This is a genomic window from Sphingobium xanthum (assembly GCF_019737615.1).
Taxonomy (GTDB): domain Bacteria; phylum Pseudomonadota; class Alphaproteobacteria; order Sphingomonadales; family Sphingomonadaceae; genus Sphingobium; species Sphingobium xanthum.
In genome coordinates, this window is the sequence record NZ_JAHKKS010000003.1 from 100001 (window position 1) to 125243 (window position 25243).

The 25243-nt window shown below is 65.2% G+C and carries 21 protein-coding genes and 1 pseudogene (1 of these 22 only partly in view); 10 read left to right on the plus strand and 12 right to left on the minus strand.

What is annotated here, in order from left to right; genetic code table 11:
* A protein-coding gene (locus tag KM135_RS06380) for a lipopolysaccharide biosynthesis protein (RefSeq protein ID WP_221713155.1) crosses the window boundary here: on the plus strand, positions 1-314 show its end. The gene continues 1216 nt to the left of window position 1, outside the view; 314 of the gene's 1530 nt are visible here — the last part of the coding sequence; its start codon lies beyond the left edge, outside the window; it ends in the stop codon at positions 312-314.
* Between the two features lie 22 nt (positions 315-336).
* On the opposite strand, the gene KM135_RS06385 is transcribed toward KM135_RS06380, so the two are convergent.
* Positions 337-765 (minus strand): CBS domain-containing protein, encoded by a 429-nt coding sequence (locus KM135_RS06385; protein ID WP_221713156.1) that lies wholly within the window; start codon positions 763-765, stop codon positions 337-339.
* Between the two features lie 135 nt (positions 766-900).
* Between KM135_RS06385 and KM135_RS06390 the strand changes: the two genes are divergently transcribed.
* Both KM135_RS06390 and KM135_RS19700 read left to right on the plus strand, forming a co-directional pair.
* The gene (locus tag KM135_RS06390; protein WP_246605799.1) at positions 901-1215 is read left to right on the plus strand and encodes a hypothetical protein; all 315 of its coding nucleotides are present in this window, start codon (positions 901-903) and stop codon (positions 1213-1215) included.
* Between the two features lie 172 nt (positions 1216-1387).
* On the plus strand, positions 1388-1924 hold the full coding sequence (locus KM135_RS19700; protein WP_246605858.1) for a hypothetical protein: 537 nt from the start codon (positions 1388-1390) through the stop codon (positions 1922-1924).
* Between the two features lie 57 nt (positions 1925-1981).
* On the opposite strand, the pseudogene KM135_RS19705 reads toward KM135_RS19700, so the two are convergent.
* From KM135_RS19705 to hisS, 4 genes and pseudogenes are all read right to left on the minus strand, one after another.
* Positions 1982-2179: pseudogene (locus KM135_RS19705) on the minus strand (DUF4167 domain-containing protein); the annotation flags it as partial.
* Between the two features lie 277 nt (positions 2180-2456).
* Positions 2457-3311: a peptide chain release factor N(5)-glutamine methyltransferase gene (prmC, locus tag KM135_RS06400; protein ID WP_221713543.1), complete on the minus strand. Its 855-nt coding sequence runs from the start codon at positions 3309-3311 to the stop codon at positions 2457-2459.
* Positions 3312-3495: 184 nt separating this feature from the next.
* Positions 3496-4575: a peptide chain release factor 1 gene (prfA, locus tag KM135_RS06405; protein ID WP_221713158.1), complete on the minus strand. Its 1080-nt coding sequence runs from the start codon at positions 4573-4575 to the stop codon at positions 3496-3498.
* A gap of 220 nt (positions 4576-4795) precedes the next feature.
* A complete protein-coding gene (gene hisS, locus KM135_RS06410) occupies positions 4796-6037 on the minus strand; it encodes a histidine--tRNA ligase (protein ID WP_221713159.1) in 1242 nt (413 codons plus the stop codon).
* 101 nt (positions 6038-6138) lie between these two features.
* Between hisS and KM135_RS06415 the strand changes: the two genes are divergently transcribed.
* Positions 6139-6549, plus strand: a complete 411-nt coding sequence (locus KM135_RS06415) for a GFA family protein (RefSeq protein ID WP_221713160.1) — start codon at positions 6139-6141, stop codon at positions 6547-6549.
* Positions 6550-6660: 111 nt separating this feature from the next.
* Here the strand turns inward: KM135_RS06415 and KM135_RS06420 are convergent, their stop codons facing one another.
* On the minus strand, positions 6661-7770 hold the full coding sequence (locus tag KM135_RS06420) for an LLM class flavin-dependent oxidoreductase (RefSeq protein ID WP_221713161.1): 1110 nt from the start codon (positions 7768-7770) through the stop codon (positions 6661-6663).
* Positions 7771-7974: 204 nt separating this feature from the next.
* Here KM135_RS06420 and KM135_RS06425 point away from each other — a divergent pair, with 204 nt between their 5' ends.
* Together KM135_RS06425 and ppa are read left to right on the plus strand one after the other, a co-directional pair.
* On the plus strand, positions 7975-9942 hold the full coding sequence (locus tag KM135_RS06425) for a M61 family metallopeptidase (RefSeq protein WP_221713162.1): 1968 nt from the start codon (positions 7975-7977) through the stop codon (positions 9940-9942).
* 20 nt (positions 9943-9962) lie between these two features.
* Positions 9963-10514 carry an inorganic diphosphatase gene (gene ppa / locus KM135_RS06430; RefSeq protein ID WP_221713163.1) on the plus strand — a complete coding sequence of 184 codons (552 nt, stop codon included), beginning with the start codon at positions 9963-9965 and terminating at the stop codon, positions 10512-10514.
* 141 nt (positions 10515-10655) lie between these two features.
* On the opposite strand, the gene KM135_RS06435 is transcribed toward ppa, so the two are convergent.
* Positions 10656-11084 (minus strand): hypothetical protein, encoded by a 429-nt coding sequence (locus KM135_RS06435; RefSeq protein ID WP_221713164.1) that lies wholly within the window; start codon positions 11082-11084, stop codon positions 10656-10658.
* Between the two features lie 197 nt (positions 11085-11281).
* Between KM135_RS06435 and KM135_RS06440 the strand changes: the two genes are divergently transcribed.
* Together KM135_RS06440 and gyrB are read left to right on the plus strand one after the other, a co-directional pair.
* Positions 11282-11668 (plus strand): hypothetical protein, encoded by a 387-nt coding sequence (locus tag KM135_RS06440; protein ID WP_221713165.1) that lies wholly within the window; start codon positions 11282-11284, stop codon positions 11666-11668.
* A gap of 260 nt (positions 11669-11928) precedes the next feature.
* Positions 11929-14469 carry a DNA topoisomerase (ATP-hydrolyzing) subunit B gene (gene gyrB / locus KM135_RS06445; RefSeq protein WP_221713166.1) on the plus strand — a complete coding sequence of 847 codons (2541 nt, stop codon included), beginning with the start codon at positions 11929-11931 and terminating at the stop codon, positions 14467-14469.
* A gap of 24 nt (positions 14470-14493) precedes the next feature.
* On the opposite strand, the gene KM135_RS06450 is transcribed toward gyrB, so the two are convergent.
* The 4 genes from KM135_RS06450 to KM135_RS06465 all read right to left on the minus strand — a co-directional run bounded on the left by KM135_RS06450 (position 14494) and on the right by KM135_RS06465 (position 19384).
* Complete coding sequence (locus tag KM135_RS06450) at positions 14494-17001, minus strand: ABC transporter permease (RefSeq protein ID WP_221713167.1); 2508 nt, start codon at positions 16999-17001, stop codon at positions 14494-14496.
* Positions 17002-17152: 151 nt separating this feature from the next.
* Positions 17153-17833, minus strand: a complete 681-nt coding sequence (locus tag KM135_RS06455; protein WP_221713168.1) for an ABC transporter ATP-binding protein — start codon at positions 17831-17833, stop codon at positions 17153-17155.
* A gap of 13 nt (positions 17834-17846) precedes the next feature.
* The gene (locus KM135_RS06460) at positions 17847-19151 is read right to left on the minus strand and encodes an efflux RND transporter periplasmic adaptor subunit (protein WP_246605800.1); all 1305 of its coding nucleotides are present in this window, start codon (positions 19149-19151) and stop codon (positions 17847-17849) included.
* 11 nt (positions 19152-19162) lie between these two features.
* Positions 19163-19384: a hypothetical protein gene (locus tag KM135_RS06465; protein WP_221713169.1), complete on the minus strand. Its 222-nt coding sequence runs from the start codon at positions 19382-19384 to the stop codon at positions 19163-19165.
* Positions 19385-19533: 149 nt separating this feature from the next.
* Here KM135_RS06465 and KM135_RS06470 point away from each other — a divergent pair, with 149 nt between their 5' ends.
* Both KM135_RS06470 and KM135_RS06475 read left to right on the plus strand, forming a co-directional pair.
* Positions 19534-20934: a sigma-54-dependent transcriptional regulator gene (locus tag KM135_RS06470; protein WP_221713170.1), complete on the plus strand. Its 1401-nt coding sequence runs from the start codon at positions 19534-19536 to the stop codon at positions 20932-20934.
* A complete protein-coding gene (locus tag KM135_RS06475; RefSeq protein ID WP_221713171.1) occupies positions 20924-22246 on the plus strand; it encodes a sensor histidine kinase in 1323 nt (440 codons plus the stop codon). Before KM135_RS06470 ends, KM135_RS06475 begins: the two co-directional genes overlap by 11 nt.
* A gap of 80 nt (positions 22247-22326) precedes the next feature.
* Here the strand turns inward: KM135_RS06475 and KM135_RS06480 are convergent, their stop codons facing one another.
* Positions 22327-25224 carry a TonB-dependent receptor plug domain-containing protein gene (locus KM135_RS06480; RefSeq protein WP_221713172.1) on the minus strand — a complete coding sequence of 966 codons (2898 nt, stop codon included), beginning with the start codon at positions 25222-25224 and terminating at the stop codon, positions 22327-22329.
* Positions 25225-25243: the final 19 nt, after the last annotated feature.

The window sequence follows — 25243 nt, forward strand, 5'->3', positions numbered from 1 at the left end:
GGCTCTGTGCCTATCCGGCCTTCGCACTCGTCACCGCGCGCATCGCCGGCGGCCTCATCGGCCTGCGCTTCCGCACACTCGCCGCGTCCGTCGCGCCCGGCTTCATCTCGGCGACGGCGATGGCGCTGGTCGTGATGGGAGTCGATTCGCTGCTCCCGCCGCTCGCCGCGCCGATTCGCCTCACCATTCTCGTCGCCGTCGGCGCCGGCAGCTTTGTCGGCCTGCTTGCTCTTGTCTCGCGCGAGACGATCCGCGAGCTGATCGAGCTCGTGATCCGTCGCAGGCCACCCGCGTCGGAGGCGGAACCCGCCTGACCCGGACCTGCCTGATTCGGCGTCAGGCGCTCTGGATGTAGCTGCGCATCGCCTCGGCTTCCGATTCGATCTTGTCCATGCGCCATTTGACGAGATCGCCGATGCTGACGAACCCGACCATCCGCCCGCCCTCGACGATCGGCAGATGGCGGATGCGCCGCTTCGTCATCAGGGAAAGCGCTGAGATGATCGGCGTGTCGCCGGGGATCGTCACCGCCGGCGCCGTCATCACCTCGCCGACCGGCCGCTCGAGCAGCGAGGCGCCCTCGCGCGCCAGTCCGTAGAGCACGTCACGCTCGGAAAAAATGCCGAGCACCCGCCCGTCCTCCAGGATCGGCACGCAGCCTATGCGTTTGTCCGCCAGCAATGCGACAACATGTGCGACGCTGTCCGTGCGTTTCGCCGATACGATCGCCCCCCGCGAATCGCTGACAAATGCGCTGACCGTCATCTTACCCTCCGCTTCTCATTGAACCGGGCCGGTCGACATCTGTGTGCGGACCGGCGAGCGGCCTGAGTGGAGACGCGACTATGCGCCTGTCCGCGGCAAGCGTCAAAGGCGTTGATCGGCACGGAGTGCCCCAATATGGCGATGTCCATGGTGCCCAAACCCGGCCTCGATGATCCGCACCAGGCGCAATTCGCCTGGTCGCGCTTCCGCAGCATCCTGTGGGCGATGGCGGCGTTCTCGCTGGCGGCCGGTCTCGCCGTCGCTGCGCTCATCTGGTGGACCAATGGCCCCGTGCCCTGGATCTTCGTGGTGATGATCGTCGCCGGCGTCTGGGCGACCATCATGATGGCGGCCCTGCTGATGGGACTCATGTTCCTTTCCAGCGGAACGGGTCATGACCATCAAGTCGATGACCGGGTCAGCAAGGACGTCCTCGGCGACGAGGAATAGGGCTTGAGTTGGTGAATTGGCGAGGTGGCCGCTGTCGCCCCTCCTCTGAAGAGGAGGGGCTAAAGGCAGCAATCGCTCGCATCCGGACAGGCGGCTGTCTTGAGCCTGCGACCCAGCCGCTCCCAAAAGCCCAAATGAAAAGGAGCGCGACCCACGCCGGTGGATCGCGCTCTTGCTTTCTCGGCCCGCCCGAAGGCGGACGTATCTTTTACTCGGCCGCTTCCGGCTGACGCGGACGACGGCCACGGCGCGGCTTGGGCGCGGCCTCCACGACTTCCTCGGGCGCTGCGTTGCGCGCCGGCTCGTCATCGACCTCGATGCGGCCGATCGAGGGCGGAAGGCCCGGCAGGCCGATGTCGCCATCGGCGTCATTATCGTCGTTGGCGAAATTCTGCTGCTGCCGATCCTGGCCGCGTTCGCCACGATCACGGTCGTTGGCGCCACGGTCGTTGCCACCGCGGTCATTGCCACGCTCGCCGCGATCCGCACGCTCGCCCCGACCACGACTGCTGTCACGATCGCGACCATTGTCACGATCGCGGTTGTTGTCACGGTCGCGGCGCGGGCGCTGCTCGTACTGCTGCTGGGGCTGCGGCGCGAACTCGTCCGACTCGTCGCCGGTGTCGATCATGTCATCGGCATCGTCGCCGCCGTCCTGATCGCCTTCATCGTTGCGGCGGAAGCGCTGCTGATGCTCTTCCTGCCGTGAGCGATTGTCGGCCAGCACACGAAAATAATGGTCGGCGAACTGGAAATAATATTCGGCGTTCACCCGATCGCCCGCCATCTGCGCATCACGCGCGAGGTTGCGATATTTTTCGAGCAGCTGCGCCGCATTGCCGCGGGCGCGGTTGTCGATCCGGTTGCCGGAATCTCCATTGCCGCGATTGCCACCACCGCCGCCATTCTGGCGGGGGTTATTGTTCCGGCCGCGACGGCGACCGGCCTGACGATTGTTGATCAAAGGTTCGTCCCTATGCTCTCAACCAAAACCTCGGCGCCTTCGCCATGAGAAGGCCTGAAACGCTCGTGAATCACCTCGATGGCGGAGCGGCCACGAATGACCGCTGCGCCCCGCGCTTCGGCCAACGGCTCCATCTCAGAACGCCGCCAAAACTGTGGGAGCAGGCCGCTGGTCCTGGCGCCATGCGCAGGGACTGGAGCAGCTCTGTAAGTCGCAGATAGTCGCTCCCGCACTCCAAACCAAGAGAAAATCGCATGCAAGGGTTAAAAAGGAACTTTCAGGCCTGCCCGAAATGCGATTCGATCGCGTCATCGGCGCTCATGAGCAGCGCCCGCGCCCTGCCGCCCAGATCGCGCGCGACCTTCACGCTGAAGCCCTGTGCGACGAACAGCGCACCGGCACTGGCCGCCTGATCGAAGCCGATCTCGAAGATCGCGATGCCGCCCGGCGCCAGCAGCCCACGCAATTGCCCGGCCAGGGTCCGATAGTCGTCCAGCCCGTCCGGCCCGGCAAACAGGGCGCTTGCCGGCTCATAGCGCGCGACATCCGGCGGCAACATTGCGCTCGTCGCGATATAGGGCGGGTTGCACAGGATGAGGTCAAAGCGCTCGTCCAGCCCCGCGCCCCAATCCCCCAGCCGGAACGTCGCGCAATCGGCCATGCCGCATCGGGCGGCATTTTCGCGCGCGACCGCGATCGCGGCGGCCGACCTGTCGATGCCGACACCGCTCGCCTCACCCCACATGTCGAGCGCCGCCAGCAGCAGCGCGCCGGACCCGGTGCCGAGATCGAGGATGCGTCGCGGCGGCGCGCGATGGCCGAACAGCTTGATCGCCGCATCGATCAGCGTCTCACTGTCCGCCCTCGGCACGAGGACATCCGGCGTGACCTTGAGCGTGAGCGTCCAGAAGTCGCGCTCGCCGAGAATATAGGCGATCGGTTCATGCGCCAGACGGCGGGCAAGCAGGGTGTCGGCCGCTTCCGGCGCGTGGAGCGACGGCAGCGCAAGAATCATGTCTTCGCGGCGCAGGCCGAGCGCGTGCGCCGCGATAAGCTCGGCGTCGAGCCGTGGCGTGTCGCCGACGCTCGCAAGCCGCGCCGTCGCATCGCGTAGCCAGTCGGCGAGCGGTATTCCGTTGCCGGCGAGTTCCGTCACGCTACTTCCTTAAGCCCCTCTCCTTCAGGGGAGGGGGAAGGGGTGGGGTTGCCGCGCAGCGGCATCTGCGAAAGCTTAAATTTCAGGAACACGCTGCGCGTGTCACCCACCCCCAACCCCTCCCTTGAAAGGGAGGGGCGACGAAGTAGGAAGAACCGCCTCACGCCGCCATATCGAGCTGGGCCAGCCGCGCGGCCTCATCCTCGGCGACCAGCGCCCCGATCACCTCGTCCAGCCCCGGCCCTTCTAGGATCTCGGGCAGCCGATGCAGGGTCAGGTTGATGCGATGATCCGTCACCCGCCCCTGCGGGAAATTATAGGTGCGGATGCGCTCCGAGCGGTCGCCCGATCCGACCATCGCCTTGCGCGCGCCGGCATGCTCGCTCTGCGTGCGCTCGCGCTCCGCTTCGTAGAGCCGCGTGCGCAGCACCTTGAGCGCCTTGGCCTTGTTCTTGTGCTGCGACTTCTCGTCCTGCTGCGTCACCACGAGGCCGGTCGGCAAATGCGTGATGCGCACCGCGCTGTCCGTCGTGTTGACATGCTGCCCGCCCGATCCGGACGCGCGATAGACGTCGATGCGCAGGTCCGTCGCCTCGTTGATCTGCACGTCGACCTCCTCGGCTTCCGGCAGCACCGCGACCGTCGCCGCCGAGGTATGGATGCGCCCGCCGCTCTCGGTCACCGGCACGCGCTGCACGCGATGCACCCCGCTCTCGAACTTGAGCCGCGCGAACACACCGGCGCCGGTCACGGACGCGACCACTTCCTTGAAGCCGCCCTGCTCGGACGCGCTGGCCGAGATGATCTCGACCCGCCAGCCCTGCGTCTCGGCATAGCGCTGATACATGCGCAGCAGATCGCCCGCGAACAGAGCCGCCTCGTCCCCACCGGTGCCCGCGCGGATTTCCAGCATCGCCGGGCGTTGATCGGCCGCGTCCTTGGGCAGCAGCGCGATGGCCAGTGCATGCTCGGCTTCGGGCAGACGCGCACGCAGCGCTTCCAGCTCTTCCTGCGCCATCGCCTTCATCTCGGGATCGGCAAGCATCGCTTCCAGTTCGCCCTGCTCTGCCCGCAGCGCTTCCACCTCGGCCGCCGCCTTCACGACCGGCTCCAGCTCGGCGTAATCCTTGGACAGGCGCACGAACTCCGCCGGATCGAGATCCGGCCGCGCCATCTGCGCCTGCACTTCCTCCTGCCGGCGCAGGATCGCAGCGATCCGGTCGGGGGAGATGGCCGCCATCAGCTTTTCTTCTTTAACCCCTCCCCTTCAGGGGAGGTGCAAGGGGTGGGGTTGCCGCGCAGCGGCATCAAAGCAGCGGGCGGGGCTGAGAACGCGCTCACGCGCGTCACCCACCCAGCATCAGGTAAACAGCGCCCCGCGCTGTTTAGGTCATGCCGGGGGCATGACCGACCTGATGCGCCCTCCCTTGAAAGGGAGGGGTTCGAAATAAGAGCATGCCTCACGGCGCGATGCTGCGAAAAATGGCGGTGACCATATCATGCTGCGGCGTCCCCGGCCCGGAGCGGATATTGGCCAGCGGCTTGCCATTCTCCATCACGAACGAGACCAGCACGCGCGCCGGAATCCTGGCCGCCTTGTCGAAGCGCTTGCGCGGCGAGCCGGTCGCGACGATGTCCGCCGAGAGACCCGCGCGACGCAGCGCGTTCAGCGCCTTGATCGCCTGATCCCGCGCGCCATCGTCCTCGACCGCGATAACCGCGTCCAGCGTCGTGCTCGGCGCCTGATCCAGTAGCATCGCCAGCCGCTCGATCCCCGCAGCCCAGCCGACCGCCGGCGTGTGCGGGCCGCCCAGCGCCTCGATCAGCCCGTCATAGCGCCCGCCGCCCAGCACTGTGCCCTGCGCGCCCAGCCGGTCGGTCACGAACTCGAAGGCCGTGTGCCGATAATAATCCAGCCCGCGCACCAGATGCGGATTGCGCGTCCAGGCGACACTGGCCGCGTCGAGCGCCTTGGTCACACCCTCGAAGAAGGCGCCGGCTTCGCTCGACATATAAGCGTCGATCTCCGGCGCCGCGTCGGCGATCGGCCGGTCGCGCGGGTCCTTGCTGTCGAGGATGCGCAGCGGGTTCTTGAGCAGCCGCTCCTGGCTCTCTTCCGAGAGATCGCCGCGATGCCCCTCGAAATGCGCCACCAAGGCTTCGCGCCAGGCATCGCGTGTCGCGCTGTCGCCCAGCGTGTTAAGCGTCAGGGTCACGCCCTCGCTGATGCCCAGTTCCTTGAGCAACTGATCCGCGAGGATCAGCAACTCCGCATCGGCCAGCGGCTCGGCCGCGCCGATGATCTCGGCATCGATCTGGTGGAACTGGCGATAGCGCCCCTTTTGCGGCCGCTCGTAGCGAAACAGCGGGCCGTGCGTCGCCACCTTGAGCGGCGCGAACTGCTGCCAGCCCTCGGTGATATAGGCGCGAGCGATCCCCGCCGTGAACTCCGGCCGCAGCGTCACCGAATCCCCGCCGCGATCCTCGAACGTGTACATCTCCTTGGAGACGACATCCGTGGTCTCGCCCAGCGAGCGCGAGAAGACCGAGGTCTGCTCGAACACCGGCACTTCGATCCGCTTGAAGCCATAGAGCTTGCGCACGCGCTCGAACGTCTCGACCACATACGTGAACCGATCCGCCATATCGCCGAGCATGTCCTGCGTGCCGCGAATGGGCCGGGGTGTCTGGATCTTCGCCATGGGCAGCGCCTCTAGCGGGATTCATCCCGCAAGGGAACAACGTTGCCGTGCAGCGATGTTCCTGATACGTTCCATCTCACAGAGTCTTGAGGAGAGCAGTCATGACCAGGGAACTCGAAGGCAGCTGCCAATGCGGCGCGGTGCGGTACGGCGTCTCCGGAGAGCCGGTCTATGCGGCGCTCTGCCATTGCAAGGATTGCCGCAAGTCCGCTGGCGCGCCAGCCGTCCATTGGGCCGCGTTCACCGAGGCGCAGTTCCGCCTCATCGCCGGCGAACCGAAGGAATATCGCTCGTCCGAACATGCCAGCCGCAATTTCTGCCCGACCTGCGGCACCGGCCTCTTCTATCGCAATCCGGCCGTGCTGCCCGGTATCGTCGATATCCAGGCTGCGACGCTGGACGACGCCACGGCGCTCCCGCCGCAGATCCATGTCCAGACCGCGGAGCGCGTCGCCTGGATGGATGCGGCCGATGCCCTGCCCAAGTTCGAGCGCTATCCCAGCGGCGGCTGACCTTCCCTCGCCCCCTTCAGGGGGAGAGGATACGGAGCCTTGTCGCGCAGCGGCTAGGCGCAGTTGGAGAGGGGGCGGCAGCGTTGCGCCAAATCCCCTCACCAAGCTTCGCTACTCCGCCGCTTCCAGAAACCGATCGTCGATCGAGGCATCCGCCTGCCAGCTCTTGATTTCCGGCAGCACCTTCTCGGCGAACAGACGGATATTCTTCACCGCCTCGCTCTGCGGCATGCCGCCGAAATGGACGTGCGGGAAGAAGCCCTGCGGCTTGTAGATTTCCTTGAGTTCCCACATCCGGTCGAGGATCATCTGCGGCGTGCCGGTGACGACCCCCTTGGCGAAATTGTCGACATAGGGCTCGATCTCGTCGGGCTGCAGCGTCATCTTCTCGTAGCTCTCATAGCCTTTGATGCTCGCGAAGGTGCCCGGCTTGTCGAGGCTGTAGTTCCTGATCGCCGCGCGCATCGTGTTGCCGAGATATTTGTGGCCCTGCTCCGCGGCATAGTCGGCGCTCTCGTCGATATAATAATTGCCGCTGACCATCGGGGGAGGCGGCGCGCTGCCGTCCGCATGCACCTGGCCCCAGATGCCGGCATACATGTCCGGCGGCATCTCCTTGCCGCGCTGGGGCAGCATCAGCACCATATTGCCGAAGCCGAGCCGTGCGGCCGTGTGCATCGACGTGCCGGAGAGCGATCCGCAGAATTTTCGGCCCTCGAAGCTCTTGAGCGGCGCCGGGCGCAATTCGCGGCGCGGCTGCTGGATGTGCTTGCCGTCGCCCTCGATCACGCCGGTCTCCAGCGCCGGGATGACCATGTCGAGAATCTCGGCATAAAGCTCGCGCGATTTGGTCTGGTCGATCCGCAGCCCTTCGAACTCATGTGGCGCAAGGCCGTTGCCGAAACCGAGGATCGCCCGGCCGCGCGAGAGAATGTCGAGATTGATGATGCTCTCGGCCAGCCGCACCGGGTCGTGCCAGGGCACGATGATGACCTGCGTGCCGAGCTTCACCCGCTTTGTCCGCCCGGCGATATAGGTAAGCAGCTGCAGCGGATCGTTGGACATCGAGTAGTCGGAGAAATGATGCTCGGTGATCCAGACCGAGTCGAACCCGAGTTCCTCGGCGAGGACGAGGTTCTCCACCTCCTCCTGCACGAACTGCTGGTCGGGATATCCCTTGCCGCGCTGATGCGCGAAGCCGCTTGCCAGTCCGATATGCATGTCTCTCTCCTCGTGCCCTGTCCGCCGCGAACCTTGCCGGGGCGGGATCATTGCCTTGCTTATCATCCTAGCGCGTTCGACCGCGCGAAACCAGATCGCGAGAGCGCCCTGCTCGCCACAGGACGAAACCGGTCACTGGACGCGGCTCGCCAATCCCGCCATGTTTGGAGGATGCATTTCTCGAAAAGACACCGCCTTTCGCGCATGGCCCTGACCGGCCTGTTCTCCCTCGCTCTCCTGCCCGGCCTGGCCGCTGCGCAGGTTTCGGCGACTGATCCCGTTGCAGCGCCTGCCCCGCCGCCACGCTCGGCGCCCAGCGCGCTCCCGGTGGTGCGCACCGTGCCCGAGGCGCGCGACATCGCCTGGGCCGGCGGGACGATGCGGCTGGAGGTCGACGCGACCGACACGGTCCGCCGAATCCTGCGCGTGCGCCAAACCATTCCCGTCGCCGGCAGCGGCCCGCTCACTCTGCTGTTCCCCGAGTGGCTGCCCGGCAAGCATGCTCCGCGCGGCGAGATCGAGAAGCTCGCCGGCCTCGCCTTCACCGCGGACGGCAAGCCGCTCGCCTGGGACCGCGACCCGCTAGACGTCTATGCCTTCCATCTCTCCGTCCCCGCCGGGACGAAGGAAATCGTCGCGACTTTCCAGTTCCTCGCGCCCACCGCGTCCAATCAGGGCCGCATCATCCTCACCGACAGCCTGCTCAATCTCCAGTTTCCGAGCGTCTCGCTCTATCCGGCCGGCTATTATACGCGCCGCCTCCCGATCCAGGCGAGCGTCAAGCTGCCGGACGAGTGGAAAGCGGCCACGGCCCTGCGCGGCACGCACAGCGGTAGCACGGTCACTTACGAGGCGACCGATTACGACACGCTGGTCGATTCCCCCATCTTCGCGGGCCGCTACAGCCGCACGATCGAACTGGCACCGGATGTCAATCTGAACGTCTTCGCCGACAACCCCGAGGAGCTGCAGGCGACGCCCGAGCAGATCGCCATCCACCGCAAGATGGTTGCGCAGGCCGTCGCCCTGTTCGGCGCGCGGCACTACGACCATTACGACTTTCTGCTGTCCATCTCGGACACTCTGGGGGGCATCGGCCTCGAGCATCATCGCGAGAGCGAGAATGGCGTAGACCCCGGCTATTTCACCCGCTGGGACGCCGCGATCGGCGATCGCGATCTGCTCGCGCACGAGTTCACGCATAGCTGGAACGGCAAATATCGCAGACCGGAGCTGCTCTGGACGCCGGACTTCGCGACGCCGATGCAGGACGATCTGCTCTGGCTCTACGAAGGCCAGACGCAGTTCTGGGGCTATGTCCTCTCCGCCCGCTCGGGTATGCTGAGCAAGGAGGAGACGCTCGACAATCTCGCCGCGATCGCCGCGCGGCTCGACAATACCAAGGGCCGCCAGTGGCGCCCGCTCGACGACACGACACACGACCCCATCGTCGCCGCGCGCAGGCCCAAGGGCTGGTCGAGCTGGCAGCGCTCGGAGGACTATTATAATGAAGGCCTGATGATCTGGCTGGAGGCCGATGCGATCATCCGCCGCGAGACCAACGGCACGAAAAGCCTCGACGATTTCGCCAGCGCCTTCTTCGGCATGAACGATCGCGACTGGGGCGTCCTCACTTACGGCCGGCAGGACATTGTCGATACGCTGAACAGCGTCGTCGCTTATGGCTGGGACGCCTTCCTGCGCGAGCGGATCGACCGCACCACTCAGGAAGTGACCAAGGCCGGTATCACCCTCGGCGGCTACCGGCTGGTCTATGGTCCCGCACGCAACCGCGCTGTCGCCGCAACCGAGGCGACCGGCAAATATGTCGATCAGAGCTTCGGCGTCGGCATGGTCGTGGGCAATGACGGCCTGGTCCAGACCGTCGTGTGGGACAGCCCCGCCTTCAAGGCCGGCTTCGCGATCGGCCACCGCATCGTGGCCGTCAACGGCGTCGAATATTCGGCCGATCTGTGGCGCTCGGCGCTCCGCGCGACCGCGGAGAAGCGCGCCCCGCTTTCACTCATCGTCAAGCAAGACAAACGATACAGCACGATCTCTCTCGATTATTCGGGCGGGCTCCGCTATCCGCGGCTCGAAAAACAGGGAGAGGGAGAATCGAGTCTGGATCGTCTGCTCATGGAGCGGACGAGCGAGGCTCCCGTGGGCTAACCTTTTGCTGTGAGACAATCATGAACATCGATCTCATTCCCGTCGGCGAAAATCCGCCGGAAAGCCTCAATGTCATCATCGAGGTGCCGACCGGCGGCGAACCCGTCAAATATGAGTTCGACAAGGCTTCGGGCGCCCTGTTCGTCGATCGTATCCTGCACACGCCGATGCGCTATCCGGCCAATTACGGTTTCGTGCCGCACACGCTCTCGCCCGACGGCGACCCGCTCGACGCGCTGGTCGTCGCGCGCTCGCCCTTCGTGCCCGGCTGCGTTGTGCGCGCCCGGCCGATTGCTGTGCTGAACCTGGAAGACGAGCATGGCGGCGACGAGAAGCTGATCTGCGTCCCGGACGACAAGACTTTCCCTTATTATTCCAACGTGCTGGAGAAAGAGGACCTGCCCGACATCGTGTTCGCGCAGATCGAGCATTTCTTCACCCACTATAAGGACCTCGAGGCGGACAAGTGGGTCCGCGTCGGCACCTGGGGCAACGCCGCCGAAGCCGCGCGCGTCACGATCGAGGCGATCGAGCGCTACGAGCAGGGCAAGAAGGCCAGGAACGCGGCCTGACCCGCAAATCCTCCCCTGCAAGGGGAGGGGGACCGTCGAAGACGGTGGAGGGGTATCCAGCTATCGGAGGGGTAACACCCCTCCGTCAGCGCTACGCGCTGCGACCTCCTCTCACAGGGAGGAAGGAGGAGATTGCTCCCCTCAATTCGACGCGGCGACGCTCACCTTCCTGTACGGCACGAACTTGTCGAGGCTCACAAAGCCGGTCTGGAAGTGCGAGGACCGGTCCACCAGCCGCACGATGTCGAGATCGCAAAGCTGCGACCCCGTCGTGTTGGTCACCAGGATATCGTCGTCGTCCAGCGTCGAGGCGCCATTGGCCGGTATGTTGACGTAGATCACGTTGCCGGCATCATAGATGATGGCCTTCCCGTCGATAACCGTGCTGGAGCGGATTGTCTGCAGGCTGATGCACCGCACCGGCGTTCCCGCAACCCGTCCTTCGAGCTTCTTGGCAAGCTTCGCCTCGGCCTTCGCCGCACGCGCCGCCCGCCAATCCTCGCCCTTGGCAATCACAGGCATCGCGCCGAGCAGAGCGACGCCGGCCACGATGGCAGATAGGGTACGCATGACCTTACTCCTCATGCATGTCTCGATTATTGACGTCATGATAGCGCACAACGCCTGAACCGGCCATGAGCGAAAATCGCGCTCGCGGCCTCCTGTTCCTGAGACGGAGTCGATGGGCATTCCCTCGGGATGGCGCCCTTTTTCGCACCCCTTCCTCCAACCCTGTGGTACAGAGGCCCTTCAGAGAGGGGACAGAGATGACCGGTCTCAAATGGGTACGCGCCGTCGGCGTCCTTGCCACGCTCTGGAATGCCATCGGCGTTCTCAATTATCTCGCCCATGTCGGCGTCATCAGCATCGGTGGTCCACCGGCGGGCGAGGTGACGATGCCGGCGGCAGTGACCGCCTGCTTCGCGGTCGGCGTCTTCGCTGGCGTCGCAGGATCGATCGGCCTGGCGATGCTGGCCAGATGGGCGCGGCCGCTGCTCTGGCTGTCGTGGCTCGGGACGGTGATCGACTGGATATGGGTCTTCGGATGGAGCGGATCCGCCTCCGTGCCGCTCGGCATCACGGTCCTCCTGCTGGCCACGCTGTTTGCGATCCTCGCCGAGTGGACCGCCCGACGCGCGCCGGCACTGCGTTGATCGTCTGAGACCGCATCCGTCCGGAACGACGCTCCCACCAAAATTTCCCCTGTCCTACAGCCCTGCCCCCATGGCAGCCCCGGACCATGCGCCCGAAACCCGAAACCGAGTCGAACTCCGAAAAAGATTCGGGCCGACCCCCGAACTTTCAGAACCTTCGTAAGAATCTTACGCCGGAGAGCAACGAACAGACCGCCCAAAATGCCGCACCGTGGTGCATTTCGCTTCCGTTTCCGGCACCCTGTTCCTATATACTCGCTATGACGGACGAGACGCCGAACACGGCCCCCCAGCAGAACGAAAACGAGTATGGCGCGGACAGCATCAAGGTGCTGAAGGGCCTCGATGCCGTGCGCAAGCGCCCCGGCATGTATATCGGCGATACGGACGACGGCTCGGGCCTGCACCATATGGTGTTCGAGGTCAGCGACAATGCGATCGACGAGGCGCTCGCCGGTCATTGCGATCTCGTCCTGATCGAGCTCAATCCGGACGGCTCCGTCTCCGTCGAGGATAATGGCCGCGGCATCCCGACCGGCATCCATGCCGAGGAAGGCGTCTCCGCCGCCGAGGTCATCATGACTCAGCTCCACGCCGGCGGTAAGTTCGAGAACACGAGCGAGGACAATGCCTACAAGGTGTCCGGCGGCCTGCACGGCGTAGGCGTCTCGGTGGTGAACGCGCTTTCGGAATGGCTGGAGCTCACCATCTGGCGCGAGGGCAAGGAGCACTGGATGCGCTTCCGCCATGGCGACGCGGAGAACCCGCTGATCGTGCGCGGCGATGCGCCCGTCATCGACGGCAAGCCCAAGAATGGCACGCGCGTCACCTTCCTCGCCTCGACCGACACGTTCAAGAACGTGACCGACTTCGACTTCGAAAAGTTGGAGCATCGCTATCGCGAACTCGCGTTCCTGAACTCGGGCGTCCGCATCCTGCTGCGCGACACGCGGCATGAGGAAATCAAGGAGCACGACCTGTTCTACGAGGGCGGCATCGCGGCCTTCGTCAAATATCTCGACCGCAACAAGGCGTCGCTCATGCCCGATCCGATCGCCATCTCGGCCGATCGCGACGGCATCGGCATCGACGTCGCGCTGGAGTGGAACGACTCTTATTACGAGAATGTCCTCTGCTTCACGAACAACATCCCGCAGCGCGACGGCGGCACGCATCTCGCGGCCTTCCGTGCCGCGCTGACCCGCACGCTCAACAATTATGCCGAGAAGTCGGGCACGCTGAAGAAGGAGAAGGTCTCCCTCACCGGCGAGGACATGCGCGAGGGCCTTACCGCCATCGTCTCGGTCAAGCTGCCCGATCCCAAGTTCAGCAGCCAGACCAAGGACAAGCTGGTCTCATCCGAAGTGCGCCAGCCGCTCGAAAGCCTGATGGCCGACAAGATGGCGGAGTGGCTGGAGGAAAATCCGGGGCACGCCCGCGCGATCATCCAGAAGGTGGTCGATGCCGCCGCGGCGCGCGAAGCGGCCAAGAAGGCGCGCGAGATGACCCGCAAGGGATCGATGACCATCGCGTCCCTGCCCGGCAAGCTCGCCGACTGCCAGGAGAAGGACCCGGCGAAGTCGGAACTGTTCCTGGTCGAGGGTGACTCGGCCGGCGGCTCGGCCAAGAATGGCCGCAACCGGCACAATCAGGCGATCCTGCCCCTGCGCGGCAAGATCCTGAACGTCGAGCGCGCGCGGTTCGATCGCATGCTCGGCAGCCGCGAGATCGGCACGCTCATCCAGGCGATGGGCACCGGCATCCGCGACGACTTCAATCTGGAGAAGCTGCGCTATCACAAGATCGTGATCATGACCGACGCCGACGTCGACGGCGCGCATATCCGCACCTTGCTGCTCACCTTCTTCTATCGCCAGATGCCGCAGATCATCGAGGCGGGGCATCTCTATATCGCCCAGCCGCCGCTCTATAAGGCCGCCAAGGGCCGCAGCGAGGTCTATCTCAAGGACGAGGCGGCGCTCGATCAGTATCTGGTCGATGCCGGTGTCGACACGATGGTGCTGGAGACGAGCGCGGGCGCCCGCACCGGTGCGGACCTGCGTGGTCTCATCGATCATGCCCGCCGCATGCGCGCGCTCATGCGCTATGTGCCGCGCCGCTATGATGGCGGCATCGTCGAGGCGCTGGCGCTCGCCGGTGCCCTCGCGCCCGATCTGACGCCCGAGCGCCGCGCCGAGGCCATTGCCCGCACGGGCGCCTGGCTGGATTCGGTGGACAGCGAAAGCAGCTGGAGCGGCAAAATGTCAGCCGAGGGCGGTTATCATCTCGAGCGGCTGGTGCGCGGCGTGACCGATCATCACATCGTCGAGGGTGCCTTCCTGACCTCGGCCGAGGCCCGCAAGCTCGATGCCCTCGCCCGCGAGCAGGCCGATGCCTATGCGACGGCAAGCCGGCTCCTGTCGGCACGCAACATCGCATCGCAGCAGCAGGCCGAAGCCGCTGCCGAGACCGACGAGGACGGCGAGGAGCTGCCCGCCGCGACGAGCCCGGCTGCGAGCCGCGGCGCGCTCGTCACGCGCCCGTCCGAACTGCTCGATGCTGTGCTGGCCACGGGGCGCAAGGGCCTATCGATCCAGCGCTACAAGGGCCTTGGCGAGATGAATGCCGAGCAGCTCTGGGAAACCACGCTCGATCCCGACAACCGCTCGATGCTGCGCGTCGAGATCGAGCAGGCCGACGTCGCCGACGAGATCTTCACGCGCCTCATGGGCGATGTGGTGGAGCCCCGCCGCGAGTTCATTCAGGACAACGCCCTCAACGTCGCCAATCTCGACGTCTGAGGGCGGGGCCGGGAGGCGCCGCGCTCACTCGTAGCGCAGCGCCTTGATCGGATTCTCGCGGGCCACGCGGATCGCATGCGCGCTGATCGTGGCGACCGCGATGCCCAGCGCCAGCAGCCCGGCCCCGAGGAAGGGGATGGGGTTGAGCGGGATCTGCGCGTCGAAGCCGTTGAGCCAGTCGCGCATCACCCACCAGGCGACCGGCCAGGCGATCAGGTTGGCGATGACGACCGGCTTGGAGAACTGCCAGACCAGCAGCTTCACGATGTCGAGCGTCCGCGCCCCCAGCACCTTGCGGATGCCGATCTCCTTGGTCCGCCGCTCGGCCGTGAAGGCCGCCAAACCAAACAGCCCGAGGCAGGCGATCACGATGGCAAGCAGCGCGAAGACGCCGAACATCTGCGCCCGAGCATCGATGCGCTTGTAGGTCCGCGCCATGATCTCATCGCTGAACTCGCCATCGAACGGCACCTCGGTGCTGAAGCTGCGCCACACACGCTCGATGCCTGCCCTGGCCGCGGCCGGATCGCCCGTATAGCGGGCAACGAGCCAGAAGGCGGTGTTGGTATTGTGGAAGAACATGATCGGTTCGACCGGCGTGTCGATGCCACGGAAGCGAGAATCGCTCACCACACCGATGATCGTCAGGTTCATCGACTGACCAAAGCGCGGTTCGACGCCGTAGGTCAGCACCTTACCGAGCGCTTCCTGGGCGCTGGCGAAGCCGAGCCGCTTCACACCCGCTTCATTGATGACGATGTTCGCGCCACGTGCCGCCAGCGCACGCTCCGCAGCCAGATCTTCCGGGTCGGGCGTGGTCGCATCGTCCATGAGGCGGCCGCGCTCGAACACGCGGCCCGTCACGGTGCGAATGCCCATGGTCGCGAAATAGCCGTCGTCCACGCCATAGACGCCAATGTCGATCGGATCGGGGTGGCCGGCGCGGGTCACGGACGTGCTCGACTGATTGCCCGTGTTGACGCCCATGCCGGTGCGGCCAGCGCGTTCGATGCCGGGCAATGCTTCGATCTGCCGCAGCAAGGCATCCTGGCGTCCGCTGAAGGCGCGCGCAGTCACGCGGCTGACCTGGATGAGGCCGTTGCGATCATAACCCGGATCGATCGAGCGTGCGTAGAGCGTCTGACCATAGATCACCGCGGTGCAGACCAGCAGACCGATCGAAACCGCAAACTGGGTAACGACCAGCACGCTGCGCAGCCGGCCCGACCCTTCTGCATCCGCCGCAGACTTGTTGGCCTTGAGGACGCGCGCCGGCTGGAAGCGCGAGAGATAGAAGGCGGGATAGAGGCCCCCAACCGCACCGACGATCAACACCAGACCGAGAATCGGCAGGATCAGGCCATCGCTGCCAAAGTAGCTGAGTGAGAGATCGGCATCGAGGAAGCGCGCGAACCAGGGCAGTGCGAGTTCCGCCAGCGAGAGCGCAATCAGCATCGCGATCGCCGTCAGCAGAACCGACTCACTGAGAAATTGGCCGATCAACTGCCTGCGCGAGGCGCCTAGCACCTTGCGCAGCGCCACTTCCCGCGCGCGCTGACCGGCGCGGGCGGTGGCAAGATTGGTGAAATTGATACAGGCCATGGCAAGGATGAGCAGCGCGATGATCGAGAAGGTCGCGATCGTTGTTGCGTCGTTGCCGGGAGTCATCGCCGATCCCTGCGCCTTGCCGAGATGGACGTCCCGCACGTTGACCATGCGGAATGTGCGGGTGTCGCCCTGATTGTAGCGGCGCCCGTTGTCGAACTCGTCGGGAATGTTGCGCTTCTTCCATGCGTCGAACTGACGGTTCAGGGTGGCGACGTCAGCGCCGGGACGCAGCTTCACGTAGACCCAGCCGGCGGTCCAGCCCCAGGCAGTGAGGAAGTCATCGTTGCGCCCTTGCGCATAGAGGCTCGGAAAATCCGCGCGTAGCAGCAGATTGAGAGCGATATGCGAGTTCTTGGGAATATCCTTGAACACTCCCGTGATGCGATAATCCGACTTCACCCCCATTACGGAGGCGGTCAGCTTGCGGTCGATCACGTCGGTCGTGCCGAACAGACGCACTGCCTCGCTTTCGCTCAGCGCCACCGTCCCCGGCTTGACGAGTGCGCGATGATCGCCCCGAGCCATAGGCAGCGGCAAGACATCGAAGAACGGACTATCGACCAGCTTCGCGTCCTCCGGCGAGAGGGCCCGGTCGTCCTTGAGGATCGTGACACGTATGCCGCCGCCGAAATAGGTCGCACTCTCGATCTGCGGAAAGTCCTTGAGCAACGCCGCCTTGCTTGCATAAGGCACGCCCTGATTCTGGAAGCTGTCGGAAGAGGTGCGGCTCTGGAAGTCGCTCTGGAACTGGTAAATCCGGTCATTGTCCGGCAGCCAGGCATCATAGCCTCGCTCGTACCGAACGAAGAGCAGGATCATGAGGCAGGCGGCCATGCCGATCGCCAGGCCGAGAATGTTGATGAAGGCGTAGGTGCGGTTCTTCATCAGCGCCCGCAGCCCGACCACAAGATAGTTACGCCACATAGTCTTTCTCCCTGAACCCGGGCTTGTCGCCGTGCGTCAGTCCATCAATCGTTCTGGCCGAGCCTGCCGAAGGTCCGATCTGCTTCCGAGCAAGGGATTTCGGAGGAAGGCGGACTTCGACAGGCCCGGCAGCAGGAACGGCTCTGCTGCCTCAGGCAGCCCGGCGCCGCTCCTGCAAAATGCGTCCGTCGAGCATGTTGACCACGCGCGTGGCATAGTCGGCATGCGCGGGCGAGTGCGTCACCATGACGATGGTCGATCCATCGGCATTGAGCTGCTGGAGCATGTGCATGACTTCCTCGCCATGCTGCGTGTCCAGGTTGCCGGTGGGCTCGTCCGCAAGGATGAGCTTGGGGCTCGCGACCAGCGCGCGCGCCACCGCGACGCGCTGTTGCTGACCGCCGGAAAGCTGGCTCGGCCGATGTTTGGCGCGGTGCGCGATGCCGACGCGGTCCATCACCTCGTCGGCGCGGCTGCGGCGCTCGGCGGCCGACACGTTGTGATAGAGCAAAGCCAGCTCGACATTCTCACGGACCGAGAGCTCATCGACCAGATTGAAGCTCTGGAAGATGAAACCGATATTCTCCTTGCGGGTCTGCGACAGCTGTCCTTCGGAAAGGCCGGCCACTTCCTGACCGTTGAACACATAAGAACCACTGCTCGGGCTATCGAGCATGCCGATGAGGTTGAGCAGGGTCGACTTGCCGCAGCCCGAAGGCCCCATGATCGCGACGAACTCGCCGCTCACGATGTCGAGATCAATGGAATCGAGCGCGGTCGTCTCGACCGTGTCGGTGCGGTAGACCCGCGAAAGATTACGCATCTGGAGCATATTCAAGTGCCTTTCACTGGTCTGTCTTGCTGAGGTCGAGCCGGTCCTTGTCGGCGAAACCGGTATAGGGGCTGGTGATCACGCGCTCGCCGGGATCCAGCCCGTCGAGCACTTCGATCCAGTCGGTATTGCGGCGGCCGAGACGCACCTGGCGTTTTACCGCCGTCTTTCCATCGGGCGCGACCACGAAGATCCACGAGCCGCCGGTCTCATTGAAGAAGGCGCCGTTCGGAACAAGCTTGGCGGGCGAGGAGTCGCCCAGGGTCAGGCGCGCAGACAGCGTCTGGCCGCGCTGCAACTCCTTGGGTTCCTCGCCGGTGAACTGGAGATCGACCTGGAACTGGCCGTTCTGCACTTGCGGGTAGATTTTGGTGACCCGCCCGAAATAGCGCTTGCCGCCGACGTCGACCTCCGCCTTCTGCTTGAGCTGCACGCGGCCGAGATAATATTCGTCGACCCCGGCGATCAGCTTGTTGCGGCCGGGGCTGTCGATCTGCCCGACACGCTCGCCGCGCTGGAGCGACTGGCCGACCTGCACCGAGAAGCCGGATAGCTGCCCCGCGACCGGCGCGCGCAGATTGAGCGCCTCGAGATTGGCGCGCGCGATGCCAAGGCCGGACTGCATCGACTGCGCTGCCTGCTGCTGCTGCGAGAGCTGACTGCCCTGCAGGCGCGCGTCCGTCGCCTGACCGCGGCGGATCGCCGCGAGCCGGCGCTGCTGATAGGCCAGCTCGTCGCGCGTGTCGGCGAACTGCTTGCCCGAGACGAAGCCCTGATCGGCCAGCGGGCGCTCGCGCTCATATTGGCGCTGCACCTTCTGCAGGGCGAGCTCGGCCTCCAGTACCGCGCGCTCGTTGGAGAGGCGGGTCTGCGCGAGCGACAGCTCCTGACTGCGCATATTGTTGATCTGCTGCTCGACCTCGGTCTGACGGGCGAGCGTCGAGAGCTGCAGCTCGGCATTGGAGAGGACGGCGATGAGCTGGCCCTTGACGACGGTCGCGCCATCCTCGACCAGCATCTCCTCGACCCGGCCGCCCTCGACCGCATCGATATAGACGGTGAGCAGCGGCGTGACGCGCGCGCGCAGAGGAATGAAGTCATCGAACGTACCGCTGCGCACGTCCGAGACGGTCAAGCGCCCGGCCGCGACCGTCTGGCTGTCGCCGCGCGGTGCGAACCAGTAGAAGCTGCCCGCGACGAGCAGCACCGCGCCGACACCGGCCGCGATCTTGAGCTCGAGCGGCAGACGCTTGCGCTCGACGACGCGGTCCATGCCGCTGCCGCTGACGGCTCCGTCGGACTGTGCCTGGCGTTGCATGCGGACGATGCTCATCCGACGATCACCAGAAGACTGTTCGTTTTCGAACGCAGCTGTCCGAAATCGAACGTCATTTCGAGGAAGGCAAGCTTCATCTCAACAGAGATCACACCACTGTCGATGACCAGCTTGAGGCCGGAAGACTGCGTGCAAAGCAGGAGGCAAGCGAGCAAAATGGCGGCTATGAACAGGATGTTCGCCCCCTGTCTCTCGCTGTTCCTCTGGCTGCGCATCGTTGACCTCCCAGTTTGCGGTCGCTTGTCCGCTCCTCACTAAGCAGGGTCCGTGCCAAATCGAAAAAACGCGGATTTCCGGGCGAGCCACACAATTGGCACGCAAATTGATTGTCCGATATCGGACAGCTTCTGTACGGGGGTGAACAATGAGCCGGCCGGAATTCGATCTTTGCGTGGTGGTGGACGATGATGAGGACATTCTCCTCGCCGCGCGACTGCTGCTGAAGAGCCTGTTTGCCGAGGTGATTACGGTGGGCACGCCGGGCGAGGCCGTCGCGACAATCGGCAAGCGCCCGCCCGACGTCGTGCTGCTCGACGCCAATTTCGCGCGCGGCGCGACCGATGCGCGCGAGGGCATCGCCCTGCTCGACCGGATCATCGCGATCGATCCGGACATCGTCGTGGTGATGATCACCGCGCATGCCGGTGTCCATGTCGCGGTCGAGGCGATGAAGCATGGCGCGACTGATTTCGTCTCCAAGCCTTGGTCCAACGAGCGCCTGCTCGCGACGGTGCGCACCGCCGCCGCCCTGCGCCAGTCGCGCCACGCCGTCGATACCGAGCGCGCCAAGGTTGCCGTTGCCAGCAGCGCATCCGGCGAAGGGCCGCCTCTGCTCGGCCGCTCGCCCGCCATGGCCCGCGTCTATTCGCTAATCGAACGAGCCGGCCCCAGCGATGCCAATGTCCTTATCCTCGGCGAGAACGGCACCGGCAAGGAACTGGTCTCACGCGCCCTGCATCGCCATTCGCTGCGTGCCGAACGGCCGATGCTGACTGTGGACCTCGGCGCCGTCGTCGAGGACCTGATCGATTCCGAGCTCTTCGGCCATGTGAAGGGCGCCTTCACCGATGCCAAGGCCGATCGCATCGGCCGCATCCAGGCGGCGGACGGCGGCACGCTCTTTCTGGACGAGATCGGCAATCTGCCGCTCCGGCTTCAGCCCAAGCTGCTGACCGCGCTGGAGCAGCGCCGCGTCACACCGGTCGGCTCCAACGCGACCGTCCCGGTCGATATCCGCGTCATTGCCGCTACCAACATGACGCCCGAGCGGCTGCAGGACGAGGCGCATTTTCGGCAGGACCTGCTGTTCCGCCTGAACACCGTGGAGATACTGCTCCCGCCACTGCGCGAACGGCGCGAAGACATTCCCGAGCTAGCCGCCTATTTCCTGCAATTCTACGCGCGGCGTTATGCGCGTCCGGCGCCCGAGCTATCGGAGGAAGCGCTCGCCGCCCTCATCGCGCACGACTGGCCAGGCAATATCCGCGCACTGCGCCACGCGATCGAGCGCGCGCTGATCCTGGGCGATCCCCACAGGCTCGAAGCCGCCGACTTCAGCCTCGGCGCCAATGCCAAGGCGCGCTTCGCACCCGATGCGGTCGTCAGCACCTCCGAAGACGCCGGGGATCTCAATCTCGATCGGGTCGAGCGCCGGATCGTCGAGACGGCGCTGCGCAAGCACGGCTATAATATCTCGCTCGCCGCGCACGAACTCGGTGTCTCGCGCGCCGCGCTGTACCGGCGCATGGAAAAATATGGGCTTTGACCGCAATTTCACCGTCGGGCTGATCTGGCGCCTCGCGCTGCTCCAGCTTGCTCTGGTCGGCGTCGGCTGGGCGTTTCTGACGCCCGGCCTCGGTGCCACGCGGATCATGGCTTGCCTCGTCGCGATGGGCGCTATCGCGCTGCTCTGGTCGCATGTGTTCCGCACCAATATGGACGTCGCGCGATTCGTCGAGGCACTCCACCATGGCGACCTCTCCGCGCATTTCGAGGGAAGGCCGGGCTCCGGCTTCGAGCAGATGGGCAAGGCCTTCGATAGCGCCATCCGCCGGTTGCGCGAGGAGAGACGCGCGGCCAGCGACGAGCTCGGCTTTCTCGAAGCGTTGGTCAATGACGTGCCCGTGCCGCTGCTGACTGTCAGCGGCGACGGTCAGGTGTCGCTCGCCAACAAGGCCGCGCGCAGGCTGTTCACCGCACATGACGGCGTGCGCGCCGAGGACTTCGCGGTCTACGGCGCCACCTTCGCGAGCCGGCTCGATCTCGACGGGCCGCTGGTCGCCGAAGTGCTGATCCTCAATCTCAATGGACGCGCTCATCGCGCCATCGTGAACACTGCCGGCCTGACCCGGCTCGGCACGCGCGCCCGCGCCGTGATTGTCCAGCCGGTGCAGGATACGTTGAACGCCGTCGAGATGGCAGCGCAGACCGATCTCGTCCGGGTACTCACCCACGAGATCCTGAATTCGCTGACACCCGTCACCTCGCTGGCCGCCACCGCGTCCGGCCTGATGCGCGAGATCGACGATCCGCGCGTGGCGGACGCGCGGCTGGCCATCGAGACGCTCGAGCGCCGCGCCGAGGGCCTTGCCCGCTTCATCAACAGCTATCGCAAGGTGGCGTCCGAACCGCACGTCGAGCGCAAGCGGTTCGAGGCGGCGCCGTTCACCAGCGAGATGGTCCGGCTGTTCGCGGCCGAATGGCCGGCCGTCGATATCCAGCTTTCTCTGACGCCGCCCGCCTTCATCATCGATGCCGATCCCGATCTGCTGGCGCAGGCGGTCATCAACCTGATGCGCAATGCCGGGGAAGCCGCGAGCAGCCATAGCGAGACGCCGCGCGTCATCCTCTCGATGGAGCGGCAGGCCAATGCGCAGGTGCTGATCGCCGTGCGCGACAATGGCGCGGGCGTGCCCGAGGATTTGCGCCGCGACGTGTTCCTGCCCTTCTTCACGACGCGGGCGAAGGGGACCGGCGTCGGCCTCAATCTCGTCCGCCAGATCGCCGTGGCCCATGGCGGCACCGTCGATGTCCACGGCTCGGAGCTCGGCGGCGCACGATTCGAACTGCTGATCTAGCCGCAACAAAAAGGGCGCCCGCAGGCGCCCCCCCTCACGAAACGGGCGCGACCATCCGGCCGCGCCCTTTCCATGTTCGATCACAGTTTGATGCGCGCACCGATCTTGAAAGCGCGGCCGATCGGATCGAACAGCACCTGGTTGGTGCCGAGATTGCCCGACGGGATGGCCGGCGGATCACGATCGAACACATTGTTGATCGCGCCGAACAGCTCCAGATCCTGACCTTCCCGCAATGAGATGCGGTAGGTCGCCGAGAGATTCAGATAATAGCGGCCCTGCACCCGGTTATTGTTCACGCTCGTCGGCAGCGTGACCGCATAACGGGAGTCGTCCGGCCCGATGAACGCAACGTTGAAGCCGCCCGACGGGATGTAGCGGCCCTGACCGGCAATGGTCAGCGGGCCCTTCGTCCAGGCCAGCGTGCCGTCGATCGTATAGTCGGGCACGCCGAGCAGCGTGCCGGCGCGCGAACCGGTCTGACCCGCACGTTCCTGTGCGCCGGCGCTGTCGATCGTGATCAGGTCCATATAGATGGTGCTCAGCACGCGCAGGTTGAGATCGCCCAGATTGCCGATCGGCTGGCGATAGTCGAACTCGACGTCGATGCCGCGGGTCTTGAGCTGGTTGGCGTTCACCAGCACGTCGTTGACCTGGATGACGTTGTTGTTCGCATCGCGCGTGATCAGCGGGCAGAATTCGGTCGCGCCGTCCTTGCAGCGCTGAACGAGCGTCTGCGCGCCGAGCTGGCCGATCGCTTCCTTCACCTGGATGTTATAATAATCGACCGACAGGCGCATGCGGCCCAGAGCACCGCCCGTGCGTGGCGCGATGATGATGCCAGCGGTGAAGCTGTCCGCCTTTTCAGGGCGCAGATTCGGGTTGGAACCGCGGATGACGACCGGATTGGCCTGCAGGCCGGTGACCGGATCGGTGAGGCCGATGGTCGACTTCTGCTGCGGACCGCGCAGTTCGGTCAGGTTCGGCGCACGAATGTCCTTCGACTGGGTAACACGGAAGCGAATGCCCGGCACCGGCTCGTAGGTCGCGCCGACCTTCCAGGTCTCGACCTGGCCGCTGTCGCTATAGTCGGTGACGCGGAACGCGCCGTTCACTTCCAGATTTTCCACGAAGGACATGTCGGCCAGCAGCGGCACGACAAGTTCGCCATAGGCTTCCTTCACGGACTGCGTGCCGGCCACGGCCTGGCCGTTCAGAACCCAGAAGCCGAGATTCTGCGAGATGGCGTCGGTCTGGCCCGCAATCTTGTTGTGGCGATATTCACCGCCCACGGAGATCGCCACCGGACGGCTCGTGATACTGAACAGATCGCCGCTGATGTTCGCCGCGACGACATGCTGCGTATTCACCGTCCGCTGGAAGCCCGAGCCCGTCACATAGTTGCGCGCAGCTTCGCTCCACTGGCCGGAGCCGAACAGGTTGAGCGGCGCGCAGGCCGGGTCGTCATTGGCCGTGCTGACGTCGGCATTGATGCGACAGACGATGCTGTTGCCGACTTGTACGGCGTCCACCGCGTTGCGCATCCGCGCGTTGATCGGGTTGTTATACGTGTCGCCCCGGTAATTGGTCTTGCCATACTGATAATAGAGATCCCAGTTCCAGCCACCGGCAAGCTGGCCCTTGAGGCCGGTCACGATGCGGAACGTCTCGGTGCGCGCAATCAGCACCGGGCTGCCGAAATCGAAGCCCGAACGGCCGAGCTGGAGCTGCGCGATGCCGTTCTGCTGCATCGTCGTCAGAACCGAGGCCGGGATGAACGGGTTGTCGATCTTGATGTTACCGATGATCGAACCGTTGAAATCGCGGAAAGTCGAGGACTGGGTCTTGCCCACGACCTTGCCATAGGACACGTCGATATAGGCATCGACCGTGTCTGCCAGCTCATAGCTGAGCGCGCCATAGATGCTCTGGCGCTCGACAGGCACCTTGAGCAGCAGGCTGGAGAGGAACGGGTTGAAGCCGTGCCCGTCGCCGCCGATCATGAACAGCGGGCCAGCAAAGTCGCCATAGTTGAACTTGGTCGGCTGACCGCTGTTGGTGAAGGTCGTTCCGCGCAGCGGATCGTTGGCGACGGTGCCGATCGCCTGGCCCGCGGCATTCAGCGAGCGATTGATGAGGCCAGTCGGCGACATGGTCGAGACATGAACGTCCGAGGTGATGATGCTGGACGGCTGGCCCCGCGTGCCGGCCGGCGTGTTGCCGACGATCGAGCGCTCCTGCGCGCACCAGTCGCGCGCCTCGTAGCAGCCGCCGAGGCCGCTATTGTCTTCATATTCGCCGGCAATGACGAAATGGCCGCGATCACCGATCTTGAAGCCGCCGGTGACACTGCCGAACCAGTTCACATCGTCCGCGCGCTGCGAGAAGCCGGACTGCAACTCGACCTTGAGACCCTGGAACTTGCGATCCAGGATGAAGTTGACCACGCCCGCAACAGCATCCGAACCATAGACGGCCGATGCGCCGCCGGTGACGACTTCGGTGCGCTGCACGAGGCCGGAGGGAATGAGGTTGATATCGACGGTGCCCTCGCCCGTGCTCGGCACGAAGCGGCGGCCATCGACGAGCACCAGCGTGCGCGGCGCGCCGAGTGCGCGCAGGTCGAGGATGCGCGCGCCGACATTGCCGCCGGCTGCCTGCACGTTGCTGGGCGAGCCGGACGCGCGGAAGCTCGGCAGCTGATTGAGGCCGTCTGCGACGTTCGTGACGCCGAGCAGCTGCAGGCGTTCGGAGCCGACCACGGTGACCGGCGTCGGCGTGTTGAAGCCCGAGCGCGCAATGCGCGAACCGGTGACGACGATGGCCTCTTCTGCCGGCGCTTCCTCGGCGGCTGCGGCGTCGGCGGGAGCAGCGGCGGCTTCCTGATCCTGAGCGTGAACGGGGGTGGTGATCGCCAGCGCGGCAGCGACGGCGAACAGGCTGAGGCCGCGATCGAGGCCCGAGGAAATGCGCTTCATGTAAAGTCTCTCCCTGAGA